The organism is Candidatus Poriferisocius sp. (assembly GCF_965219815.1).
Classification (GTDB): domain Bacteria; phylum Actinomycetota; class Acidimicrobiia; order Acidimicrobiales; family Bin134; genus Poriferisocius.
This window is the reverse complement of the sequence record NZ_OZ244791.1, coordinates 816,316-834,619: the sequence shown is the minus strand read 5'-3', so window position 1 is coordinate 834,619 and position 18,304 is coordinate 816,316. Positions and strand designations below refer to the sequence as shown.

Genomic DNA, 18,304 nt, shown 5'->3' with positions numbered 1-18,304 from the left:
AGCGATGTTCACGTTGGTGGTGATGGCTGCGGGGCTGGGGTCGCGGTTCGGCGGCACCAAGCAGCTGGCCCAGGTGGGACCCAACGGCGAGGCGTTCTTGGATTTCGCCATCGCCGATGCCCGAGCTGCGGGGGCCGAGCGGGTGGTGCTCATTGTGCGAAGCGACATCGAGGCCGACGTCCGCCAGCACTTTGCGGATCGCGGTGGGCTGCCCGGCGATCTCGATGTGGCCTACGTGCGCCAAGACGAGCACGGCCCGGCGAGGCCCAAGCCATGGGGCACCGCCCACGCCGTGCTGTCGGCGGCACAGGCGGTGGCCGGGCCGTTCATGGTGTGCAATGCCGACGACTACTACGGCCCCGCCGCCTACGCCGCTCTGGCCCACGCCATCGATGGGATGGCCAACGGCGAGGCCTGGCTGTGCGGCTACCGACTGCACCACACTTTGCCATCCAAGGGGACCGTTACTCGCGGCATCTGCCAGGTTGACGGCGACTGCCTCACCGCCATCGTGGAGCGCGAGGGAATCTCCCGAGCCGACAACGCCTTCCCGAAGGACACCATCGTGTCCATGAACCTGTGGGCCTTCTCCCCCGGATTCCTCGATGACCTCACAAACGGCTTCAGCCGATTCCTCGAAGAGCACCGCGACAGCCCCTCGGCCGAATACCTCCTCCCCGACGCCGTCGCCGCCCAAATGGAGAAGGGGGATCTCACCGTCCGGGTGGTTGCCACCGAAGAGACCTGGATCGGCGTCACCAACCCCAACGACCTGGAAATCGCCCGCGCCGCGCTCAAATCCCGCTGACCTGTGCCCGAGCTGCCCGAAGTCGAAACCATCCGCCGTCAACTGGCCCCCCGACTCCAAGGCCGCCGCATCCAAGATGCCCACTCCCACGAGTCAGCGAAATTCACGCCCGCCAGAGACGCCATCGGCGCCACGATCCAAGCACTCAGCCGCAAGGGCAAGTACCTGATCACCAGCCTGGACGACGGGTGGGAGCTCATCATCCACTTGGGCATGACCGGCTCGCTGGCGCTTGCTCCCGAAGTCACCGACGACCCCTACATCCGGGCCTGGTGGCAGCTCAACGGCGATGAGGTTCTCGTCTACCGAGACGTCCGGCGTTTCGGCCGCATCCGCTGCGTTTCCGCCGGCCAATACGACACCATTCCCACCCTGGCCGCCCAGGGCCCCGACGCCCTCAGCCCCGACTTCACCGCGGAGGGCTTCTACCAAGCCCTCCGCAAGAGCCGCCGCCGCATCCCCACCCAGCTCCTGAGCCAACGCCCGGTGGCCGGCGTCGGCAACATCTACGGCACCGAGGCCCTGTGGATTGCCGGCGTCCACCCGGCCAAGCGCCAGATCAGCCGAGCAGCAGCATCGAGGCTCCACGCCGCCCTGGTGCAGGTGCTGGAAGCCGGGCTGGCCGACGGCGGCACAACGCTGCGGGACTACCGCAACGCCGACGGCGAACAGGGCAGCCACCAGCATGCCTTGGTCTGCTACGGCCGCTCGGGCCAGCCCTGCCTGCGCTGCTCCGTCCCGCTGCAACACCGAACCTACGATGCCCGCACACTGACTTTCTGCCCTCAATGCCAGCCGCGATAACGTCCGCTGCGGTCGAAGGGGATGCGTATGAGCGATGAGATGACCGACGAGCAGAAGGAAGCGTTCGTCGCCAAGCTGCGCCGAGAGGTCGGGACCACCGGCACCCCGACAGTCGCCCGCGACCCGGTCAACCAACCCATGATCCGCCACTGGTGCGATGCCATGGAGGACGCCAACCCCCTCTACACCGAACCCGACGCGGCCAGCCAAGGGCCTCACGGCGAAGTGGTCGCCCCACCCGCCATGCTCAACGCATGGACCATGATCGGCCTGGTCCCGAGGGTCAACGACCCGAAAGACCCCGCTTCCGGCGTGTACGCAATGTTGGACGAAGCGGGCTACGTCGGCGTGGTGGCCACCAACTCCGAGCACGTTTACCACCGCTACCTCAAGCTCGGCGACCACCTCACCGGCACCGTCAAGCTGGTGGACGTGTCGGAAGAGAAGCAGACCGCGCTTGGCATCGGCCACTTCGTCACCACCGAGACCGAGTACCTCGACCAGAACGGCGAACACCTCGGTTCCATGTTCTTCCGCATCCTCAAGTTCCGCCCGGGCACCGGCCGCACCGCCAGTTCAGGAGATGACACCTCCAACGAGCGCCCGCCGCGCCCCCGCCCCAGCCGCAACCAGGACACCGACTTCTTCTGGCAGGGCAGCCGGGTCGGGGAGTTGCGCATCCAAAAGTGCCTCAACTGCGGGTACCTCCAGCACCCGCCCGGCACCCGCTGCCCCGCCTGCGGGTCCACCGACATGGGCTATGTCGTGGCCTCCGGCAAGGGCACGCTGTACTCATACGTCGTGTCCCACCACCCCCGGGTCCCGTCATTCGACTACCCCCTCAACATCGGGCTGGTGGAGCTGGAAGAGGGCGTCCGCCTCGTCACCAACATCACCGACTGCGACACCGATCAGCTCAAAGTGGGCATGCCGCTTCAGGCCTGGCACATGCAGACCCATGAGGATGTGAGCATTCCGGTATTCCGGCCCGCCCGCGCCCCACGCAACCCATCCACGCTGACCTTTGATGAGGTGAGCGTGGGCGACGAACTGCCGCTGTGCCCTATTCCCCTCACCCCCACCCTGATCGTTTCCACTGCCATCGCCTCACGCGACTACCAAGACGTCCACCACGACCGGGACATGGCCCTCAAGAAGGGCTCCGAGGACATCTTCATGAACATCCTGACCTCCAGCGGCCTCTCGGCCCGCTATATCAGCGATTGGGCCGGCCCCGATGCCGTGTTCAAGAACCTGAAGATCCGCCTGGGCGCCCCCAACTACCCCTACGACTGCATGACCATGTCGGGATCGGTCACCGCCAAACGGGAGTCCGATGGCGAAGACATCGTCGAAGTGTCGTTTCGAGGACAGAACAGCCGGGGACCGCATGTGACCGGAACCGTCGAACTGGCCTTGGCCCGCAAGTAGGAGAGCACCATGAGCCTGAACTACGCCTACCACAGCGCCATCGCCGGGATCGGCGCCACCCCGTTCACCAAAGACTCGGGCCGAACCCCGATGGACCAGGCAGTGGAAGCCTGCCTGGCCGCCTGCGAGGACGCCGGTCTTCCCCCCGAGAAGGTCAACGGCATGGTGACCTACTCGGCCGAGCAGAATCCCGAGATCGAGGTGGCCCGCAATCTGGGGATCGACGAGCTGACCCATTTCTCCATGGTCCACCATGGGGGCGGGGCGGCCTGCGGGGTGGTCGCGGTGGCCTGCCAGGCCATCTACTCCGGCGCCGCCGACTACGTGCTGTGCTATCGGGCTTTCAACGAGCGCTCCTGGCACCGCTTCGGGGCCGGGGTGCAAGACCGGCCCGCCGGCGCCGAGGCGTCTGAGGTCAGCTTCTCCTGGAGCTCGCCGTTCGGGTTGGTCACGCCGGCCTCCTGGGTAGCCATGTTCGCCACCCGCTACATGCACGAGTACGGGGCCACCACTGAGGACTTCGGGCGAGTGTCGGTGGTCGACCGGGATTTCGCGGCCACCAATCCCTACGCCCACTTCTTCCAACGCCCCATTACCCTGGAAGACCACCAGAACAGCCGCTGGATCGTGGAGCCGCTGCGCCTGCTGGACTGCTGCCAGGAGACCGACGGCGCCCAGGCTCTGCTGGTGACCACAGCCGAGCGGGCCAAAGAGCTGAAGCAGAAGCCGGCAGTCATCGCCTCAGCCGCCCAGGGAGTGGCCGAAGACCAGCACATGATGAGGAGCTATTACCGGGACAGCATCACGGGCATCCCCGAGATGGGATTGTGCGCCCGCCAGCTCTACGAGACGAGCGGCCTGAGCGCCGACGACATCCAGACCGCCATCATCTACGACCACTTCACCCCGCTGGTGCTCCCCCAACTCGAGGAGTTCGGCTTCTGCGAAAAGGGCGAGGCCAAGGACTTCATCCGTGATGGCCACCTCGGTCGGGATGGCCGCCTGCCCATCAACACCAACGGGGGCCAGCTTGGGGAGGCCTATATCCACGGCCTCAACGGCATTGCCGAAGGCGTGCGCCAAATTCGCGGCACTTCGGTCAACCAGATCGACAACGTGGAAAATGTGCTGGCCACCGCAGGAACCGCGGTCCCCACCAGCGCGCTCATCCTCTCCCAGCCTCGCTGACTCCCTGAACCGTCGAGATTTCGGCGTGGCGTGCACTTCGATTGGCTTCTCCCTGCCCCTCAGCCCATTGGAATGTGTATGATCCCGGCTGACAGAATGATCCAAGACAGGACCCAACGAGAGAGGCCCAACTATGGAATTCAGCCACGACCGCTCCGGCGACACACTGGTCGTCAATGCTTCAGGCCGGGTAGACGGATCCAATGCGTCGGATTTTCTGGAGTCCCTGCAAGGAATGTTCGATCCTGGCGACCAGCAGATCATCCTGGACCTCGGTGGTCTTGAGTACATCAGCAGCGCGGGCCTCAGGGTGCTACTGATGGCAGCGCAGAACCTCGACAAGCAGAACAAGTCTTTCAGCATCTGCTCATTGACCGAAGCGGTAGGCGACGTGTTCCGCATCAGCGGCTTCGATCAGATCATCAATGTTTTTCCATCGGTAGAAGACGCCAAACAGGGCTAAACCCTTGACCGACACCTACAGGATCCTGGTCGTCGACGACGAACCGGATCTTGAGCCCCTGATCCTTCAGCGGATGCGGCGGCAAATCCGCTCCAACGAATACGAGTTCGTATTCGCCCGAGACGGATTGGATGCACTGGAGAAGCTCAACGCCGACCCCACCATCGACATGGTCCTGTCCGATATCAACATGCCCAAGATGGACGGCCTGACCCTGCTCCAGCAGCTCCCCGACGTCGACCCCAATCTCCGCGCGGTAATCGTCTCCGCCTACGGCGACATGGACAACATCCGCACCGCCATGAACCGGGGAGCATTCGACTTCGTCACCAAGCCCATCGACTTCGACGACCTGAAGATCACAATTAGCCGCACACTGGAGCATTTAGCCGAATGGCGGGAGGCCCTGTCGTCACGCGACCAGCTCGTGGCCCTTCAGAACGAGCTGAGCATCGCCAGCCAACTCCAGCAGTCCATTCTGCCCACTATTCCCCCGGTGACTGAGGGGTGCGAGGTCTCGGCCAACATGGAGCCGGCCCGCAACGTGGGAGGCGACTTCTTCGACTACTTCAAGCTCGATAACAACGTCGGCCTCGTGGTGGCCGACGTCTCCGACAAGGGCATTCCCGCCTCGATGTTCATGATGTCCAGCCGGACTGCTCTAAAGGGAGCGGCCATCGGCGTTCGCGACCCGGCGAAGGTGTTGACCGAAGTCAACAACCAGCTCCAACAAGACAACCCGACCTTCATGTTCGTCACCCTGATCTACGCCCTGTACAACCCGGAGACCGGATTGCTCACCTACTCCATCGCCGGCCACGACCCCCCGATGCTGGTGAGCGCAGACGGCACGGTTACCGAGTTGCCGCTCACCAAGGGAATCGCGGTAGGCATCGCAGCCGATGTCGTCTACACCCAGGAGTCGATCACCTTGGAACCGGGCGACACCGTGGTTTTGTACACCGACGGCGTGACCGAGGCCATGAACGCAGACAACCAGCAGTTCGGAATGGGTCGACTGGCGGAGGTGTTCGAGGGCAACTCGCCCGAAAGCGCGACATCAGCCAACGAGGCAGTCTTCGAGCGGGTGCGGATCTTTGCCGGTGATGCCCCACAATCCGATGACATCACCTGCCTCACACTGAGGCGCCCTTGATGTCTGCCCTCGCACGCTCGCAGCCCGCCACGAGGGGCCGCTGAAATGCAACGATCGCTCCACCTTTCCCACCCTCCGGAGCAGGGCCACCCCTCCGATGTTCTGCCGCTGATCGAGGACATTCTGAATGAGATGGCGGAAACCGAGGATTGGCCGATAACGCTGACAATGCGCGCCAACCTGATCTTGGAAGAGTTGGTGCTCAACACGCTCACTCACGGCGACACCAGCGGCCTGACCGAGATCGACCTCGAACTGGAATCGCAAGACCACGCGCTCACCATCCGCTTGAGCGATGACGGCTCGCCCTTCAACCCCCTGACCGATGCCCCTGAGCCCGATGTGACCCTTCCTCTGGCTGAGCGGCCGATCGGAGGGCTGGGGGTCTATCTGGTGAGGACCATGGGTGAAGAGCTGGAGTACCGCAGGGAAGACGACCGCAACTATCTCAAGCTCGTCGTACATCCCGAGTCGTGAGGCATTCGGCACAAAGCAAACTGCGTAGTGCGCGGCAAGCTGCCCTGGCAATCGCCGCTGTAGCCCTCATCCTGGTGGGGTGCGCATCGAGCGATTCAGGTAGCACAACCCCCGGTGCCACCCCGCCCGCTGATCCTCAAGCAACGCCAGGCGCACCAGTAGCCAGCGGCGTGCCCGGTGTCTTCGACGACCGGGTGGTGTTCGGACAGTCGGCCGCATTCAGCGGTCCTGCCCAAGAGCTGGGCATCAACATGAATCTGGGAATCATGGCCGCGTTCGAGGAGGCCAATCGAAATGGCGGCGTACACGGGCGCATTTTGGAGCTGACAACTCGAGACGACGCCTACGAGCCCGAGGCTGCCATCACGAACACCCAGGCTCTGATCGAAGAAGAACGGGTATTCGCACTAATCGGCGCAGTGGGGACACCGACATCGCGCTCGGCCACTCCGGTGGCGGCCGAAGCGTCCATACCCTATGTGGCACCGTTCACCGGTGCCGGATTCCTCCGAAGCGACTACTGGGACAACATCGTCAACCTTCGGGCCTCCTACGCGCAGGAAACCGAGGAGATGGTCGAGCGGTTGACAACAGATTTGGGCGTCACCCGTATCGCAGTGATGTTCCAAGACGACTCTTTCGGAAGAGCCGGATATAACGGGGCGCTGGCCGCGTTGGAACGCCGGGGGATGGAACTCGTGGCCACCGGCGTGTACCCCCGCAACACCACCGCGGTTAAGTCAGGGCTGCTCGACCTTCGGCTCGGCGACCCCGAGGCTGTGATCGTGATCGGCGCCTATCAGCCGGTTGCCGCCCTGATTTCCTGGTCACGCCACATCGGCTTCGACCCCATCTTCATGACGGTCTCCTTTGTGGGCAGCAACGCATTGGCCTCCGAGCTGGGGTCGGGGGGCGAGGGGGTATACGTCACCCAAGTTGTCCCCTTTCCCCACGATGAGTCCATTCCAGTGGTTGCGTCCTACACCGAAGCCCTGGCCGCCCTGGATCCCGAAACCGAACCGGGGTTCGTCTCTTTGGAGGGCTACATCGCGGGTCGGATGGCCATTGCCGGACTGGAGGCCTGCGGCGTTGCTCTCACCCGCGACTGCTTCCTGGAGAACATCTTGGGGGCAGGCGCCTTCGACATCGACGGGTTCTCGGTGGACTTCGGCCCAGAAGCCGACCGGACGGTGGATAACCAGGGTTCCGACGCCGTTTTCCTGACTGTGATCGATGCCGACGGTGCCTACCAGCCCGAAGCGGCTATGGGAGACATCAGCCCGTGACCGAGGTGACCAACGCTCGAGAACCTGCCCCCGGCGACTCCGCCACCCAGGCACAGCGGCCTGCCGTCCACCGCAGGATCTCCAGCCAGCTCTACGCCGGGATCTTTGGGGCGGTGGCATTGACCATCGTGGCCAGCATCGTGAGCTGGATATCGTTCAGCAACGTCGACCGCAGCCAGAAGCGGGTAAGCGAAGAGAGTGTGCCAGAGCTGGTGGGGGCGTTCGGCCTCGCCGAGTTCAGCAATGCGCTGGTGGCCGCCGCACCCCGCCTCACCACCGCGCCGCCCGACCAGTTCTCGGAAATCTCGGCAGAAGTGTCCGACGCCCAAGCGCAGTTCCAAGACCGCTTGGAGGTCTTGCTGCGCCAGAACCCCGACAACATCCACGTTCAGGGGATTTCCGAGGCCGCCGACGCTCTGGAGAGGAACATCACCACAATCACAGCCGACATGCCCCACTTCTACAGCTTGAGCAGGCAGATCGAAGGCCTCCAGGCCCAGATTCCCACCCTTCACGACGAGGTAAAGGGCATAGTTATCCCCGCTATCGACGACCAGCTCTTCTTCCAGGTAACGGGATACCGCAACTTCGACTCCGAACCCACAGATGCCATGACCCGCACCTCCGGCGATGAACTGCTCCTCTACCGCCACCTCAACGAGTTGCAGGCCGATGTCGCCCAAGCTTCCGAGCTTATGGGCAGCGCCCTGATCGCATCTGAAGCCGACTTTGTCGAACCGCTGATAGAGAGCTTCGAGTCCGCTGAAGACCGCATCCTGATCAGCTTTTCGGCCATTGCCGAGTCTGAGACGGTCTCCGGACTGGGATCGGCAGTCGGCAACCTGCTGGCTTTGGGCCGCGGCGACAACAGCGCTTTCCAGGTTGCCGTCGACCGACTGGAGATAACCGAACGCCAAGACTCGCTGCTAGCGGAGAACCAGGAGATAGCCGTCGACCTGCTCGACGAAGTCAACGCCATCGTCCAGGCAGCCCAGAGCGGGGCCGCCGACGCCACCGAGAACTCGGCGCAGACCATCAACACTGCCCGGATCCTCCTCGTCATCATCAGCGCCATCGGCGTCGCCGGTGCCGGCCTGATCAGCTGGCTGTTCGTCGGACGGGTGCTACTCCGCCGCATCGGAAGGCTCTCCGATCGCATGCGGACATTGGCCAAGGGCGAACTGGAGGAGGAGATAGAGATAAGCGGCCGCGACGAGATCGCCGAGATGGCATCGGCGTTGGAAGTGTTCCGCCGCCACGCTCTGGAAATCCAACGGCTGAACCTGGTGGAGCAGCTTGCCCAGGAGCTGAGCGAGCGGAACGATGAGCTGCAAGAAGTGCTGGCCGAACTCAGCCAGGCCCAAGACCAGATCGTGGCCCGAGAGAAGCTGGCCGCGCTGGGCGAGGTCACCGCCGGCGTGGCCCACGAGATCCGCAACCCGCTCAACTTCATCAACAACTTCTCTGCGGCGTCGGTTGAGCTGCTGGAAGAGATGGCCGAGATCTATGAGGAACTCATCGACAACCTCTCCGATGAGGACAAGGACCTGATCGAGGAGATCAACCAAGACCTCAACGACAACCTCGAGCGCATCCAAACCCACGGAAAACGGGCCAATCGGATCGTTCAAGACATGCTGCTGATGGGCCGGGGCGGGGGCGAGACCCAGATGACCGACATCAACGATCTCATCCATGAGCATTCGCTGCTGGCCTACCACAGCGCCCGAGCCCAGGATCCCGAGTTCCAGGTCTTGTTGGAGGAGGAGTTCGACCCGGACATGGGCCAGTTGGAGGTTGTGCCCCAAGACCTCGGTCGGGTGTTCTTGAACTTTGTGGCCAACGCTGGCTACGCCACCAACAAGAAGCAGAAGGAACTGATCGAGGCAGACACGTTGGGCGACTACACCCCCACCGTGGTGTTGAAGAGCCAACGCACCGAAGACGGCGCCATTCTCAGCGTGCGAGACAACGGCAGCGGGATTCCACCCGATGTTGCCGCCAAGATCTTCGACCCGTTCTTCACCACCAAGCCCACCAACGAGGGCACCGGGCTGGGGTTGGCCCTGTCCAACGACATCATCCGAGAGCACGGCGGCACCATCTCCGTCAACACCGAGCCGGGCGAGTTCACCGAGATGGTGGTGGAACTGCCGCTGACTCGCGCCAAGAGTACTCCTCTCGCCGATGTCGCCGAGGATGACGAAGCTGAAGAAGAAGACGCCGAAGACGACGATGCTTAGCCGGTCAACCTCATCGGGCTGGCTTGAGAAGCACCCCGCCAACCTCGGCTGACGCCCCTCCGGCATAAGCCAGGAACAAGCCCAAGCCAACCTCGGCGCCTGACGCATCCAGGTCGTCATCAAGGGCCAGACCCTCCGCCAAGCAGAACCCCATGACTACCAGTCCCGCGACCACAGCCGTCAGCCATATTTGCCGGCTGCTCCCGAACAACGCCGCCACCAGCAGAGACCACACCATCACCGCGGCCACCGGAATCAGCAGCCAGGAATCAGCCACCCCTCCCGGGCCCACCAGCCACGGAAGGTCGCCGTCTACCACTCCCCGCTTGTTCGAACCGGCTTCAGCCCAGGGAAGCAGCAGCCCGGCAATCAGCAGGGCTACTGCAGCACCCATGAAGGCAAGCCCTGCTCTCTGGTAGTCCGAGACACCGCGATTGCCGTTTCCTGCTCCCGGGATTCGAATTGGATCTCCCATCGGTTCGGCCCACGTCTCGCCGTCCCAATATCGAAAACCGCGTTGGCCCTGCTCGGCGTACCAACCCGGCGGCGCCCGACGCGTCGACTGGTCGCTCATCCCGACTCCACATGGTCGGTATAGCGCACGTCTCCCTCGGACAGGTCGAAGGTGAGGTGCTCTCGCATATCGCCTATCTGGTCGACAATCACCATCCGGCGTGCGAAACGCCACTGCCCATCGACCAGGGAGAAGTCGTCTTCGTAGCGGCCTGCAACGATGGGCTGAAGAGCCAGGGTATCGGTGCCCTGGTGAACGGCGAAGTACGAGCGGGCAGTGGCAGTCTGCCCGTCTTCAGCCACATCGACCATCACGTTGCTAGCCACATGCCGGGTGCGCAGTGTGCCGTCGTCGTGGACTTTGTTGGTGGCCGCGTAGAACGCGGCGACATCATCGCCCGACATGCCGTCGTCGGGGTCGGCCGAACTAGTGGAGGTGAGCACCCCGTGGGCGAAGAGCTCACCAAGCTCGTCGAAGCGGGCCAAGTCCACGCATTCGGCATAGACATACATAACCGCCTTGATCGATCGCACTGCCTGTTCGTGTGAATTCACGCCGCAAAGCTAACCCACCTCAACCAGCGACGGCCCGGTAGCGTCGGAGACGTGAATCCGAAGACAGGGAGGCTCACGGCTTACTCCCACGGCGCCGGTTGAGCCGGCAAGCTCGGACCGTCCGAGTTGGCGCAGGTCGTGCGCACACTGCCAACCCCGACCCACGAGGACTTGATCGTGGGCACAGAGACCGGTGATGACGCCGCAGTGTGGCGCCTCGGGGAAGGCCGCGCCCTGATCTCGACTGCTGATTTCTTCGCGCCGGTGGTGGACGACCCCCACACTTGGGGGCGCATCGCGGCCACAAACGCGGCCTCGGATGTGTATGCCATGGGCGGCGCCCCCCGGTTCGGACTGAACTTGGTGGCGTGGCCCCATGGGGAACTTCCGCTGGAGGTTCTCACCGACGTGCTGGCCGGCGGGGCCGCGGCGGCCGCCGACGGCGGCTGGGCAGTGGTGGGGGGTCACACGGTGGACGGACCTGAGCCGATGTACGGCCAAGCCGTCACCGGGGAGGCCGAGGAGGAGAGCCTGCTTACCAACGCCGGGGCCCAGCCGGGACAGTCGCTGGTGCTGACCAAGCCGCTGGGCACTGGACTCTTGGCCACCGCGGTCAAGCGCTCCGAGCCTGAGGCCATCCAACCCGGCGGCTGGTTGGCGGAAGCCTACGCCGCAGGAGTGGCCGAGATGACCCGACTGAACGACTTGGCGGCCTCGACTGCCCTTGCAGCCAAGGCCACTGCGGCCACCGACATCACCGGCTTCGGCTTGCTCGGCCACCTCCAGAAGCTGGCCGCGGCCAGCGGCACCGGCGCGGTGATCCAGGCCGAGACGGTGCCGGTGCTTCCCAGCGCCTGGGAGTTGCTGGATCAGGGATTTGCACCCGGGGGCACGACTCGCAACCTCGACCATGTGCGTCCGTGGGTGCGAGGGTCGGACGACCAGCGGATTTTGACCATGCTCGCCGACGCCCAGACCTCCGGCGGCCTCCTGTTTTGCTGTCCACCGGCCGCGGCTGCCGATGCGGTTGCTCGACTCACGGCCAATGGCCACACCGCTGCCTTGATCGGAGAGCTCACCGCCACCGATCCCGGAGCGGTGGTAGTGAGCTGAATAGCCAGTTGACCAGGAAGAATTGTCGCGGTCCGACTAGCCGGTTGGCTCGGTGCGGGGTGGCAGTCCATCCAGATGGGCGGCGTCGTTGTATCGCACCAACCGCCACACGCCGGGCTCATCGGTGGTCACAAACTCGGTGATGGAAGTGTTGAGAGTCCAGAGGACGAACTGCGTATTCATCCCCAGGCCCATAAACAGCCGCATGGCGATGTCGATTACTCCGCCATGGCACACCACCATCATGGTGGTACCGGGATAGCCCTCAACCAGCTCATACAACGCCTGACCAGTTCGGTAGGAGAAGGCAGCCAAGCTCTCCCCGCCGGGCGCCAAGGGCAAGTGGGGGTGGAAATCGCCGGTCCACTCAAATAGGGAGCCGAACTCCTGATAACCCACGCCGTCGGCCTCACCGGGGCGGCGTTCCACAAGGTCGGGATGGGTATGTACCTTCAAGTCGCCCAGCGAGGGAGACAGCAGATCGGCGGTCTCGATCGCCCGAGGCAGCGTGCTCGCCCACAGTGCATCCACCTTGGGCTCATAGCCCTGCATGTACCGCTCTCCAAGGGCTTCGGCCTGACGACGACCCAGCGGTGACAAACCCGTGCAGGCCAGATCGCCGCCGATGATCTGCTTGACGGTTACCTCCGATTCGCCGTGGCGGATCAATAACAGGCGGGTTCGTTCTCTGGGACTCATCTCGGCCCCATATTGCCACGCCCAACTACATCGTCGGGCCTAAAGGGAGCCTTCTTCGCCAACCTGTGGCAAAGCAGCCCTGGCATGGGGCAGAATCTCTATTGATGATGTGGGGGACGCTGGTGCTCATCGTGGCCTTTGCGGCCGGTGCAGTTCCCTTCTCCTACATGATTGCCCAATCGCTGGCCAGAACGGATCTGCGCGAAGTGGGCACCGGCACAGTGTCGGGCACCGGCCTCTACCGAGTCACTGGATTCATCCCCTTGGTAGTGGGTGGCCTGCTCGACGTGGGAAAGGGTGCCTTGGGGCCGTTCTTGGCCGGAGACCGCTGGCTCCTGATGGCATTCGCGGGAGCTGTGTCGGTCATCGGCCACAACTGGTCGATGTTCCTCAATGGTGCCGGCGGCCGGGGGCTCTCACCGGCATTGGGGGCGTTCGCGGTAATCGCCTGGCCCGCGGCCCTGTTCTTGCTCGGCGGGCTGGCCCTGGGCCGCATCTTGCGCCATACCGGACTGGTGGTGTTCATCACCATGCCGGCGCTGCCCCCATTCATGCTCTTGGTGGCCGACGGCCAAGCCGCCATCGCCACTACCGTGATCATCATCCCCATTTTGATTAAGCGCGTTCTGGGAAATGAGCCGCTGCCAGCCCCCAATCGCCTGAAGGCCGCCGCCCACCGACTGGTTTTCGACAACGACAGCTGGGTCGGAGCTACCCCCACCAACCCTTGATTCTTGTAGTCCTCGCCGGTCTACCGACCCGAGAACCTTGAGCCTTCGTACCAAGGTCGACTTCCGTCGCCTTCTCGTCGGACAGAGTGCGTCCGCGCTCGGCGACTGGATGGGCACCTTCGCCCTCATGGCGCTGGTGGACCATTTGAGCGACTCAGCCGCTGCGGTGGGCGGCATCCTCGCGTTCCGGCTCATTCCCGCGGCCTTGGGCGGAACCCTGGCCGCCAAGCTGGTGAACCGATGGGATCGCCGCCGAACCATGATCACCATGGACCTGCTGCGGGCCGGGATGATCGCGGTGGTCCCGTTCGTGCAGGAATTGTGGTGGGTGTACTTGTGGGCGCTAGCGCTGGAAGCCCCCAGTGTGGTGTTTCTCGCCTCACGGGACTCCTCCATCCCCGACCTAGTCGACGAGGACGACCTGCCGCTGGCCAACGCGGCCATGATGGGGTCGTCGTACGGGAACATCCCGATTGGAGCGGGATTATTCGCCGCGTTCGCCGCCCTTCCACTCGACGATGGCTGGCTGGGATCGCACCCCTACGCCCTGGTGTTTTGGATCGACGCGCTCACCTTCGGCGTTTCTGCCTTTTTCATCGCCCGAGCCCTCGGGATTCAGGGTCGGGGAACCCCTGCTGAAGAGGCCCCAGACAGCCCTGTTATGTCGGAAGCCGAGATCTCCGTCTCCCCCAGCCGGCTGCGAGATGCCTGGCTGGTGCCGCTGGTGCGCAGGGTTTTACCCGCCACTGCCGCTGCCGCAGTGGGACTGGGAGCCCTGTTCTCGCTGGGCATCAAGCTGGTGGAAGAAGAGTTGAACGCCTCCGACATCGAGTACGGCGTGCTCATCGTGTTGTTCGGGGCCGGAGCAGGAATTGGCTTGGTGCTCACCCACAAGTCCCAGCATGTAGACCTGCTGCTGCTCACTCGGCGGGGCGCACTGGTCATGGGAGCACTGGTGGCGCTGATGAGCCAGAGCCCGGCGGTGTGGCTGACCTTCCTCGGCGCCGCTGGGTTCGGGGCCGGGGCCACCGTGGCCCTCACATCGGGGATGAGCGCGCTCCAAGCCCAGATTCCCCGCGAAGAGGAGCGAGTGCTGGCCTTCTCGGCCTTCCACGTGGTGATCCGCATTGGGCTGGGAGCGGCCGCGCTGGGGGCGGGGGCCATCGGCGACGGCTTGAACGGGGCCGGGCTACCCGGCACCCGGTCGGTGCTGCTGGCATCGGGCCTGCTGGTGCTGGCCTCGGCCGCCACTGTCCGGCCGATTCTCGACGTCGATGCCGAAAAGGCCCGCGAGTGACCGTCGGCATCGTCACCGACAGCACCTCGGCGCTCCCAGAGGATGTGCGGACGGCCTGGGACATCGCAGTGGTCCCGCTCATGATCACCGTGGACGGCCGAACGGTGGCCGACGGCGAGCTCGATACTGCGGAGATCCTGGCCGCCAAAACCCACTCATCCTCGGGCCCATCGCCGGGCGCTTTCGTTCAGGCAATCGCCGGTCAAGACCAAGGCGACGGTGTTGTGGTTGTGACGGTGACGTCCACCCTGAGCATCACCAATCAATCAGCGGTTCTGGCCTCCAAGAGCGCAGCCGGCCCGGTGGCGGTGGTAGACAGCCGAACTGCCGCCGGCGGCCAGGCGCTGGTAGCGGTAGCCGCGGCCCGGGCCGCCCGAGCGGGTGCGACGCTGGACGAGGTGGTGGCAAGGGCCGAGGATGTCGCCACGCGGATCACGCTCGTGGGGGCACTGGCGAACCTGGATCAGCTGATCCGCAGCGGTCGGGTACCGGGCTTGGCGGGCCGAGCCGGAAACCTGCTCGGGCTGCGCCCCATGTTCGATATACAAGACGGGGCCATTGGCCGCCTGCGCCCCGCGCTCAGCGACGAAGCCGCCCACCAGCGCATTCTGGGCCTGTGGCGGCGCACCCGGCCCTCGGACGGCAATGGCGAACTCCACTTGGTAAGCCTCCACGCCGAAGTTCCCGAGCGGGCAGTAGAGCTGCTCGACGCCGTCACCGCCGAAGTGCAGCCCGCCGACGCCTTCATCAGCCAATTCGGCCAAGCGATGATGATCAACTCCGGCACTGGCGTGCGCGGCTTGGCCTGGTATTGGGATTAGAGTCCGGCCACGGTGTCGGGAGCGGGCGCCCGTTCGCCCAAGTCGGGCATCATCTGGCGGGACACGTAGCGCCACCGCCCATCCTCTTTGCGCAGGACGTCGCGGTACACCCCGGTAATGATCAGCTCTCGAGGCTCGCCAGGAGGAGCGGTGTAATACACCTCCAAGTACACGTTGGCCACCGCTTCGTCGCCTTGTCCGTCGATGGACAGGTTGCTGATCACATGGCGGGTAGCCGGGTTGATCGCCGCCGCGAACGCGACCAAGTCCTCGTGGCCCTTCACCCCTTCGGGCATGCCGAACTCCAGCGTGCCGTCGGGTACGAACAATTGGGCCCAAGCCTCCGCAGAGCCGCTGTCAATCAGGTGGTTGTAGTCGGCGGCCAGTTTCTGGATGGCCAGGATGTCTTCAACGGGAAGTGCCATGGCCCCATCTTGGCAAGAACATCCCCGCTCAGCGAATACCGAGGTGGCTCACTCTTTGGCGTAAACCTCGGCCGCGCCCTCTCCGGCGGGGGTGCGGGTGAGGATCTCCGCCCTGTCGTCGTGGCATAGCAAGGTGTGCTCGAACTGGGCGCTGCGTCGCTGGTCGGCGGTTACCGCGGTCCACTGGTCGTCCCACAGGTAGAGGTCGGGGGAACCCAGCGTGAGCATGGGCTCGATGGTGAAGGTCATCCCGGTTTCCAGCGGTGTGTTGTGATTTCGTTCGTAGTAGTGGGGGATCTGCAACCCGGAGTGGAACTCGGTGCCCACTCCGTGGCCGATGAACTCTCGCACCACCCCAAGCCGATGGGCCCGGGCATGGGTTTCGATGGCCCGGCCGATGGCGTTTACCGCCGCTCCGTTCCGAACCGCTCCGATGCCCAGGTACATGGCGGCCCGGGTCTCCCGAACCAGCAAGCGGGAGTGGTCGTCTACCTCTCCGACCTCGAATGTCACCGAGGTGTCACCGTGGACACCGTCGAGGAACACGGTGACGTCGATGTTGACGATGTCGCCGTCGGCTAGCGCTCGGCTGTCGGGGATGCCGTGGCAGATGACCTCGTTGATCGACGTACACACCGACTTGGGATAGCCCCGATAGTTGAGCGGGCTGGGATAGGCCCCCCGGCGCACGATCTCGTCGTGGACTTCGGCGTCGATGCTGTCGGTGGTCACCCCTGGGGCCACCAGCTTCCCAGCGAACAGCAGCACCTCAGCGGCCATCTGCCCCGCTCGGCGCATGGCTTCGATCTCTTCGGAACTGCGCACCGCAGACGAAGTCGCAGCCCCCGGCTCCCCCGTACGGGCATACGGAGGTCGCTCGATCTCCCGAGGCACCCGCCGCCGCGGCCCGACCAGCCCTGGCCGCACCGGAGGATCCGAGATCGGCACCCGCTCCAACGTCGCAGTCCGCGACCGCTTACGCTTCGCCATCGCCCGCTAACTCTACCGGCCCTCGTCGCAACCGGGCTCAGCGCATGTAGCGGGTGAGGCTCTCCACTACGCAGGCTGGTTTGGGACTGCCCTCCACTTCCACGGTGATGGTGATGACGGCCTGGACGCCGCCGTTGATCTCGTCCACTGAGCTGAGCTCGGCGCCTACTCGGATGCGCGAGCCCACCGGGACAGGGGCGGGAAACCGCACCTTGTTAGCGCCGTAGTTGATGCCCATGGAGATCTGCTCCACGGTGATCAGGCTGGGCAGGAACATGTTGGTGAGCGACAGCGTGAGGTAGCCGTGGGCGATTGTGGCCCCGTACGGGCTCTCGGCGGCGGCCCGCTCGGGGTCGATGTGGATCCACTGGTGGTCGCCGGTGGCGTCGGCGAATTGGTTCACCCGCTCTTGGGTGATCTCCATCCAGTCGCTCCACCCCAAATGCTGGCCGACCGCGGCGGACAGATCATCGACAGAGGCAAAGACAGTTCCCATTGAGAGGAAACTAGCTGCCCTGGCGGCCCGACCACGATGGGGAGCGCTTGGTCAAGAAGGCGTCGATGCCCTCTTGGGCATCCGCGGTGGAGGCGTTGGCCGCCATCACATCGCGGGTGAGGTCGTAGGCCTCGGGCTCGCCGCAGTCGAGTTGGCGGTAGAACGCCTGCTTGCCGATGGCGATGGTTTCGTCGCTGTACCGGGTGATCTGGGCGGCCAGCTTGTCGACCTCAGCCCGAAGTTGCTCGGGGGGCACTACTCGATTCACCAAGCCCCATTCCGCGGCAGTGGCCGCGTCGATGGGCTCGCCGGTGAGCAGCATCTCCATCGACCGTTTGCGGCCCACCGCCCGGGAGATGGGCACCATCGGAGTTGAGCAGAACAGGCCGATGCGCACGCCGGGGGTGGCGAAGGTCGACTCAGAGGAGGCCACGGCCAGGTCACAGGCCGCTACCAATTGGCACCCGGCGGCGGTGGCCACCCCGTCCACTTCGGCGATCACCGGCTGGGGCACGGCGTGAACCGCGTCCATCAACTCGGTGCAGGCTTCGAACAGATCGTCATAGAACTGGGCGTCCCGGTCGACCATCTCCGACAAGTCATGACCAGCGGAGAACGCCGGTCCCTCAGCGGCGATCACAATCGCCCCAACGTCGGTCTTCTCCCCCAGCTCGCGTAGTGCCTCGGTGAGGCGCTGCATCAGCTCCAGGCTGAGCGCATTGCGCCGCTGCGGGTTGGCCAGGGTGATCCGGGCCACCGGACCGTCGATCCCAATGCTGAACATGGAACTGAGACTACCCGCCTGCGG

General features: G+C 64.5%; 20 protein-coding genes. 13 read left to right on the top strand and 7 right to left on the bottom strand.

Annotated elements, in window-relative coordinates; genetic code table 11:
• Positions 1-4: 4 nt before the first annotated feature.
• The 9 genes from ACOQPI_RS04070 to ACOQPI_RS04030 all read left to right on the top strand — a co-directional run bounded on the left by ACOQPI_RS04070 (position 5) and on the right by ACOQPI_RS04030 (position 9,856).
• On the top strand, positions 5-808 hold the full coding sequence (locus ACOQPI_RS04070; RefSeq protein WP_420618426.1) for a nucleotidyltransferase family protein: 804 nt from the start codon (positions 5-7) through the stop codon (positions 806-808).
• Positions 809-811: 3 nt separating this feature from the next.
• Entirely contained in the window at positions 812-1,612 is an 801-nt protein-coding gene (gene mutM / locus ACOQPI_RS04065) for a bifunctional DNA-formamidopyrimidine glycosylase/DNA-(apurinic or apyrimidinic site) lyase (RefSeq protein ID WP_420618425.1), read from the top strand.
• Positions 1,613-1,639: 27 nt separating this feature from the next.
• Entirely contained in the window at positions 1,640-3,043 is a 1,404-nt protein-coding gene (locus ACOQPI_RS04060; RefSeq protein WP_420618424.1) for an OB-fold domain-containing protein, read from the top strand.
• 9 nt (positions 3,044-3,052) lie between these two features.
• A complete protein-coding gene (locus tag ACOQPI_RS04055) occupies positions 3,053-4,231 on the top strand; it encodes a lipid-transfer protein (protein ID WP_420618423.1) in 1,179 nt (392 codons plus the stop codon).
• A gap of 133 nt (positions 4,232-4,364) precedes the next feature.
• Positions 4,365-4,694: an STAS domain-containing protein gene (locus ACOQPI_RS04050; protein WP_420618422.1), complete on the top strand. Its 330-nt coding sequence runs from the start codon at positions 4,365-4,367 to the stop codon at positions 4,692-4,694.
• 4 nt (positions 4,695-4,698) lie between these two features.
• A complete protein-coding gene (locus ACOQPI_RS04045; protein WP_420618421.1) occupies positions 4,699-5,850 on the top strand; it encodes a PP2C family protein-serine/threonine phosphatase in 1,152 nt (383 codons plus the stop codon).
• A 45-nt stretch (positions 5,851-5,895) separates the two neighbouring features.
• Positions 5,896-6,327 carry an ATP-binding protein gene (locus ACOQPI_RS04040; RefSeq protein ID WP_420618420.1) on the top strand — a complete coding sequence of 144 codons (432 nt, stop codon included), beginning with the start codon at positions 5,896-5,898 and terminating at the stop codon, positions 6,325-6,327.
• Positions 6,328-6,497: 170 nt separating this feature from the next.
• Positions 6,498-7,613 (top strand): ABC transporter substrate-binding protein, encoded by a 1,116-nt coding sequence (locus ACOQPI_RS04035; protein ID WP_420618419.1) that lies wholly within the window; start codon positions 6,498-6,500, stop codon positions 7,611-7,613.
• Complete coding sequence (locus tag ACOQPI_RS04030; RefSeq protein WP_420618418.1) at positions 7,610-9,856, top strand: sensor histidine kinase; 2,247 nt, start codon at positions 7,610-7,612, stop codon at positions 9,854-9,856. The genes ACOQPI_RS04035 and ACOQPI_RS04030 overlap by 4 nt, the downstream gene beginning before the upstream one ends.
• 10 nt (positions 9,857-9,866) lie before the next feature.
• Here the strand turns inward: ACOQPI_RS04030 and ACOQPI_RS04025 are convergent, their stop codons facing one another.
• Together ACOQPI_RS04025 and ACOQPI_RS04020 are read right to left on the bottom strand one after the other, a co-directional pair.
• Positions 9,867-10,250, bottom strand: coding sequence for a hypothetical protein (locus ACOQPI_RS04025; RefSeq protein WP_420618417.1), 384 nt, complete (start codon positions 10,248-10,250; stop codon positions 9,867-9,869).
• A 176-nt stretch (positions 10,251-10,426) separates the two neighbouring features.
• Positions 10,427-10,924, bottom strand: coding sequence for a nuclear transport factor 2 family protein (locus ACOQPI_RS04020; protein WP_420618416.1), 498 nt, complete (start codon positions 10,922-10,924; stop codon positions 10,427-10,429).
• Positions 10,925-10,975: 51 nt separating this feature from the next.
• On the opposite strand from ACOQPI_RS04020, the gene selD reads away from it, so the two are divergent.
• The gene (gene selD, locus ACOQPI_RS04015) at positions 10,976-12,037 is read left to right on the top strand and encodes a selenide, water dikinase SelD (protein WP_420618415.1); all 1,062 of its coding nucleotides are present in this window, start codon (positions 10,976-10,978) and stop codon (positions 12,035-12,037) included.
• A gap of 36 nt (positions 12,038-12,073) precedes the next feature.
• On the opposite strand, the gene ACOQPI_RS04010 is transcribed toward selD, so the two are convergent.
• Positions 12,074-12,736: a histidine phosphatase family protein gene (locus tag ACOQPI_RS04010; protein ID WP_420618414.1), complete on the bottom strand. Its 663-nt coding sequence runs from the start codon at positions 12,734-12,736 to the stop codon at positions 12,074-12,076.
• A 104-nt stretch (positions 12,737-12,840) separates the two neighbouring features.
• Here ACOQPI_RS04010 and ACOQPI_RS04005 point away from each other — a divergent pair, with 104 nt between their 5' ends.
• Genes ACOQPI_RS04005 through ACOQPI_RS03995 form a run of 3 tightly spaced genes read left to right on the top strand, consistent with a single transcriptional unit; the run spans position 12,841 to position 15,585 of the window.
• A complete protein-coding gene (locus tag ACOQPI_RS04005) occupies positions 12,841-13,467 on the top strand; it encodes a glycerol-3-phosphate acyltransferase (RefSeq protein ID WP_420618413.1) in 627 nt (208 codons plus the stop codon).
• 37 nt (positions 13,468-13,504) lie between these two features.
• On the top strand, positions 13,505-14,764 hold the full coding sequence (locus ACOQPI_RS04000) for an MFS transporter (RefSeq protein WP_420618412.1): 1,260 nt from the start codon (positions 13,505-13,507) through the stop codon (positions 14,762-14,764).
• Positions 14,761-15,585, top strand: a complete 825-nt coding sequence (locus ACOQPI_RS03995; protein ID WP_420618411.1) for a DegV family protein — start codon at positions 14,761-14,763, stop codon at positions 15,583-15,585. The genes ACOQPI_RS04000 and ACOQPI_RS03995 overlap by 4 nt, the downstream gene beginning before the upstream one ends.
• On the opposite strand, the gene ACOQPI_RS03990 is transcribed toward ACOQPI_RS03995, so the two are convergent.
• From ACOQPI_RS03990 to ACOQPI_RS03975, 4 genes are read right to left on the bottom strand one after another with little or no spacing between them, the layout of a single operon-like run.
• On the bottom strand, positions 15,582-16,010 hold the full coding sequence (locus ACOQPI_RS03990; RefSeq protein ID WP_420618410.1) for a nuclear transport factor 2 family protein: 429 nt from the start codon (positions 16,008-16,010) through the stop codon (positions 15,582-15,584). The genes ACOQPI_RS03995 and ACOQPI_RS03990 overlap by 4 nt on opposite strands.
• Positions 16,011-16,058: 48 nt before the next feature.
• Positions 16,059-17,000 (bottom strand): type I methionyl aminopeptidase, encoded by a 942-nt coding sequence (gene map, locus ACOQPI_RS03985; protein WP_420618409.1) that lies wholly within the window; start codon positions 16,998-17,000, stop codon positions 16,059-16,061.
• A gap of 37 nt (positions 17,001-17,037) precedes the next feature.
• Positions 17,038-17,496, bottom strand: coding sequence for a MaoC family dehydratase (locus tag ACOQPI_RS03980; RefSeq protein WP_420618408.1), 459 nt, complete (start codon positions 17,494-17,496; stop codon positions 17,038-17,040).
• Positions 17,497-17,506: 10 nt separating this feature from the next.
• Positions 17,507-18,280: an enoyl-CoA hydratase gene (locus ACOQPI_RS03975; RefSeq protein WP_420618407.1), complete on the bottom strand. Its 774-nt coding sequence runs from the start codon at positions 18,278-18,280 to the stop codon at positions 17,507-17,509.
• Positions 18,281-18,304: the final 24 nt, after the last annotated feature.

Coding starts and splice junctions, on each gene's coding strand:
- ACOQPI_RS04050 (WP_420618422.1), top strand. CDS start 4,365: ATGGAATTCAGCCACGACCGCTCCGGCGACACACTGGTCGTCAATGCT.
- ACOQPI_RS03990 (WP_420618410.1), bottom strand. CDS start 16,010: ATGGCACTTCCCGTTGAAGACATCCTGGCCATCCAGAAACTGGCCGCC.
- ACOQPI_RS04025 (WP_420618417.1), bottom strand. CDS start 10,250: ATGGGTGCTGCAGTAGCCCTGCTGATTGCCGGGCTGCTGCTTCCCTGG.
- ACOQPI_RS04060 (WP_420618424.1), top strand. CDS start 1,640: ATGAGCGATGAGATGACCGACGAGCAGAAGGAAGCGTTCGTCGCCAAG.
- ACOQPI_RS04055 (WP_420618423.1), top strand. CDS start 3,053: ATGAGCCTGAACTACGCCTACCACAGCGCCATCGCCGGGATCGGCGCC.
- ACOQPI_RS04040 (WP_420618420.1), top strand. CDS start 5,896: ATGCAACGATCGCTCCACCTTTCCCACCCTCCGGAGCAGGGCCACCCC.
- ACOQPI_RS04070 (WP_420618426.1), top strand. CDS start 5: ATGTTCACGTTGGTGGTGATGGCTGCGGGGCTGGGGTCGCGGTTCGGC.
- ACOQPI_RS03975 (WP_420618407.1), bottom strand. CDS start 18,280: ATGTTCAGCATTGGGATCGACGGTCCGGTGGCCCGGATCACCCTGGCC.
- map (WP_420618409.1), bottom strand. CDS start 17,000: ATGGCGAAGCGTAAGCGGTCGCGGACTGCGACGTTGGAGCGGGTGCCG.
- ACOQPI_RS04005 (WP_420618413.1), top strand. CDS start 12,841: ATGATGTGGGGGACGCTGGTGCTCATCGTGGCCTTTGCGGCCGGTGCA.
- ACOQPI_RS04010 (WP_420618414.1), bottom strand. CDS start 12,736: ATGAGTCCCAGAGAACGAACCCGCCTGTTATTGATCCGCCACGGCGAA.
- ACOQPI_RS03980 (WP_420618408.1), bottom strand. CDS start 17,496: ATGGGAACTGTCTTTGCCTCTGTCGATGATCTGTCCGCCGCGGTCGGC.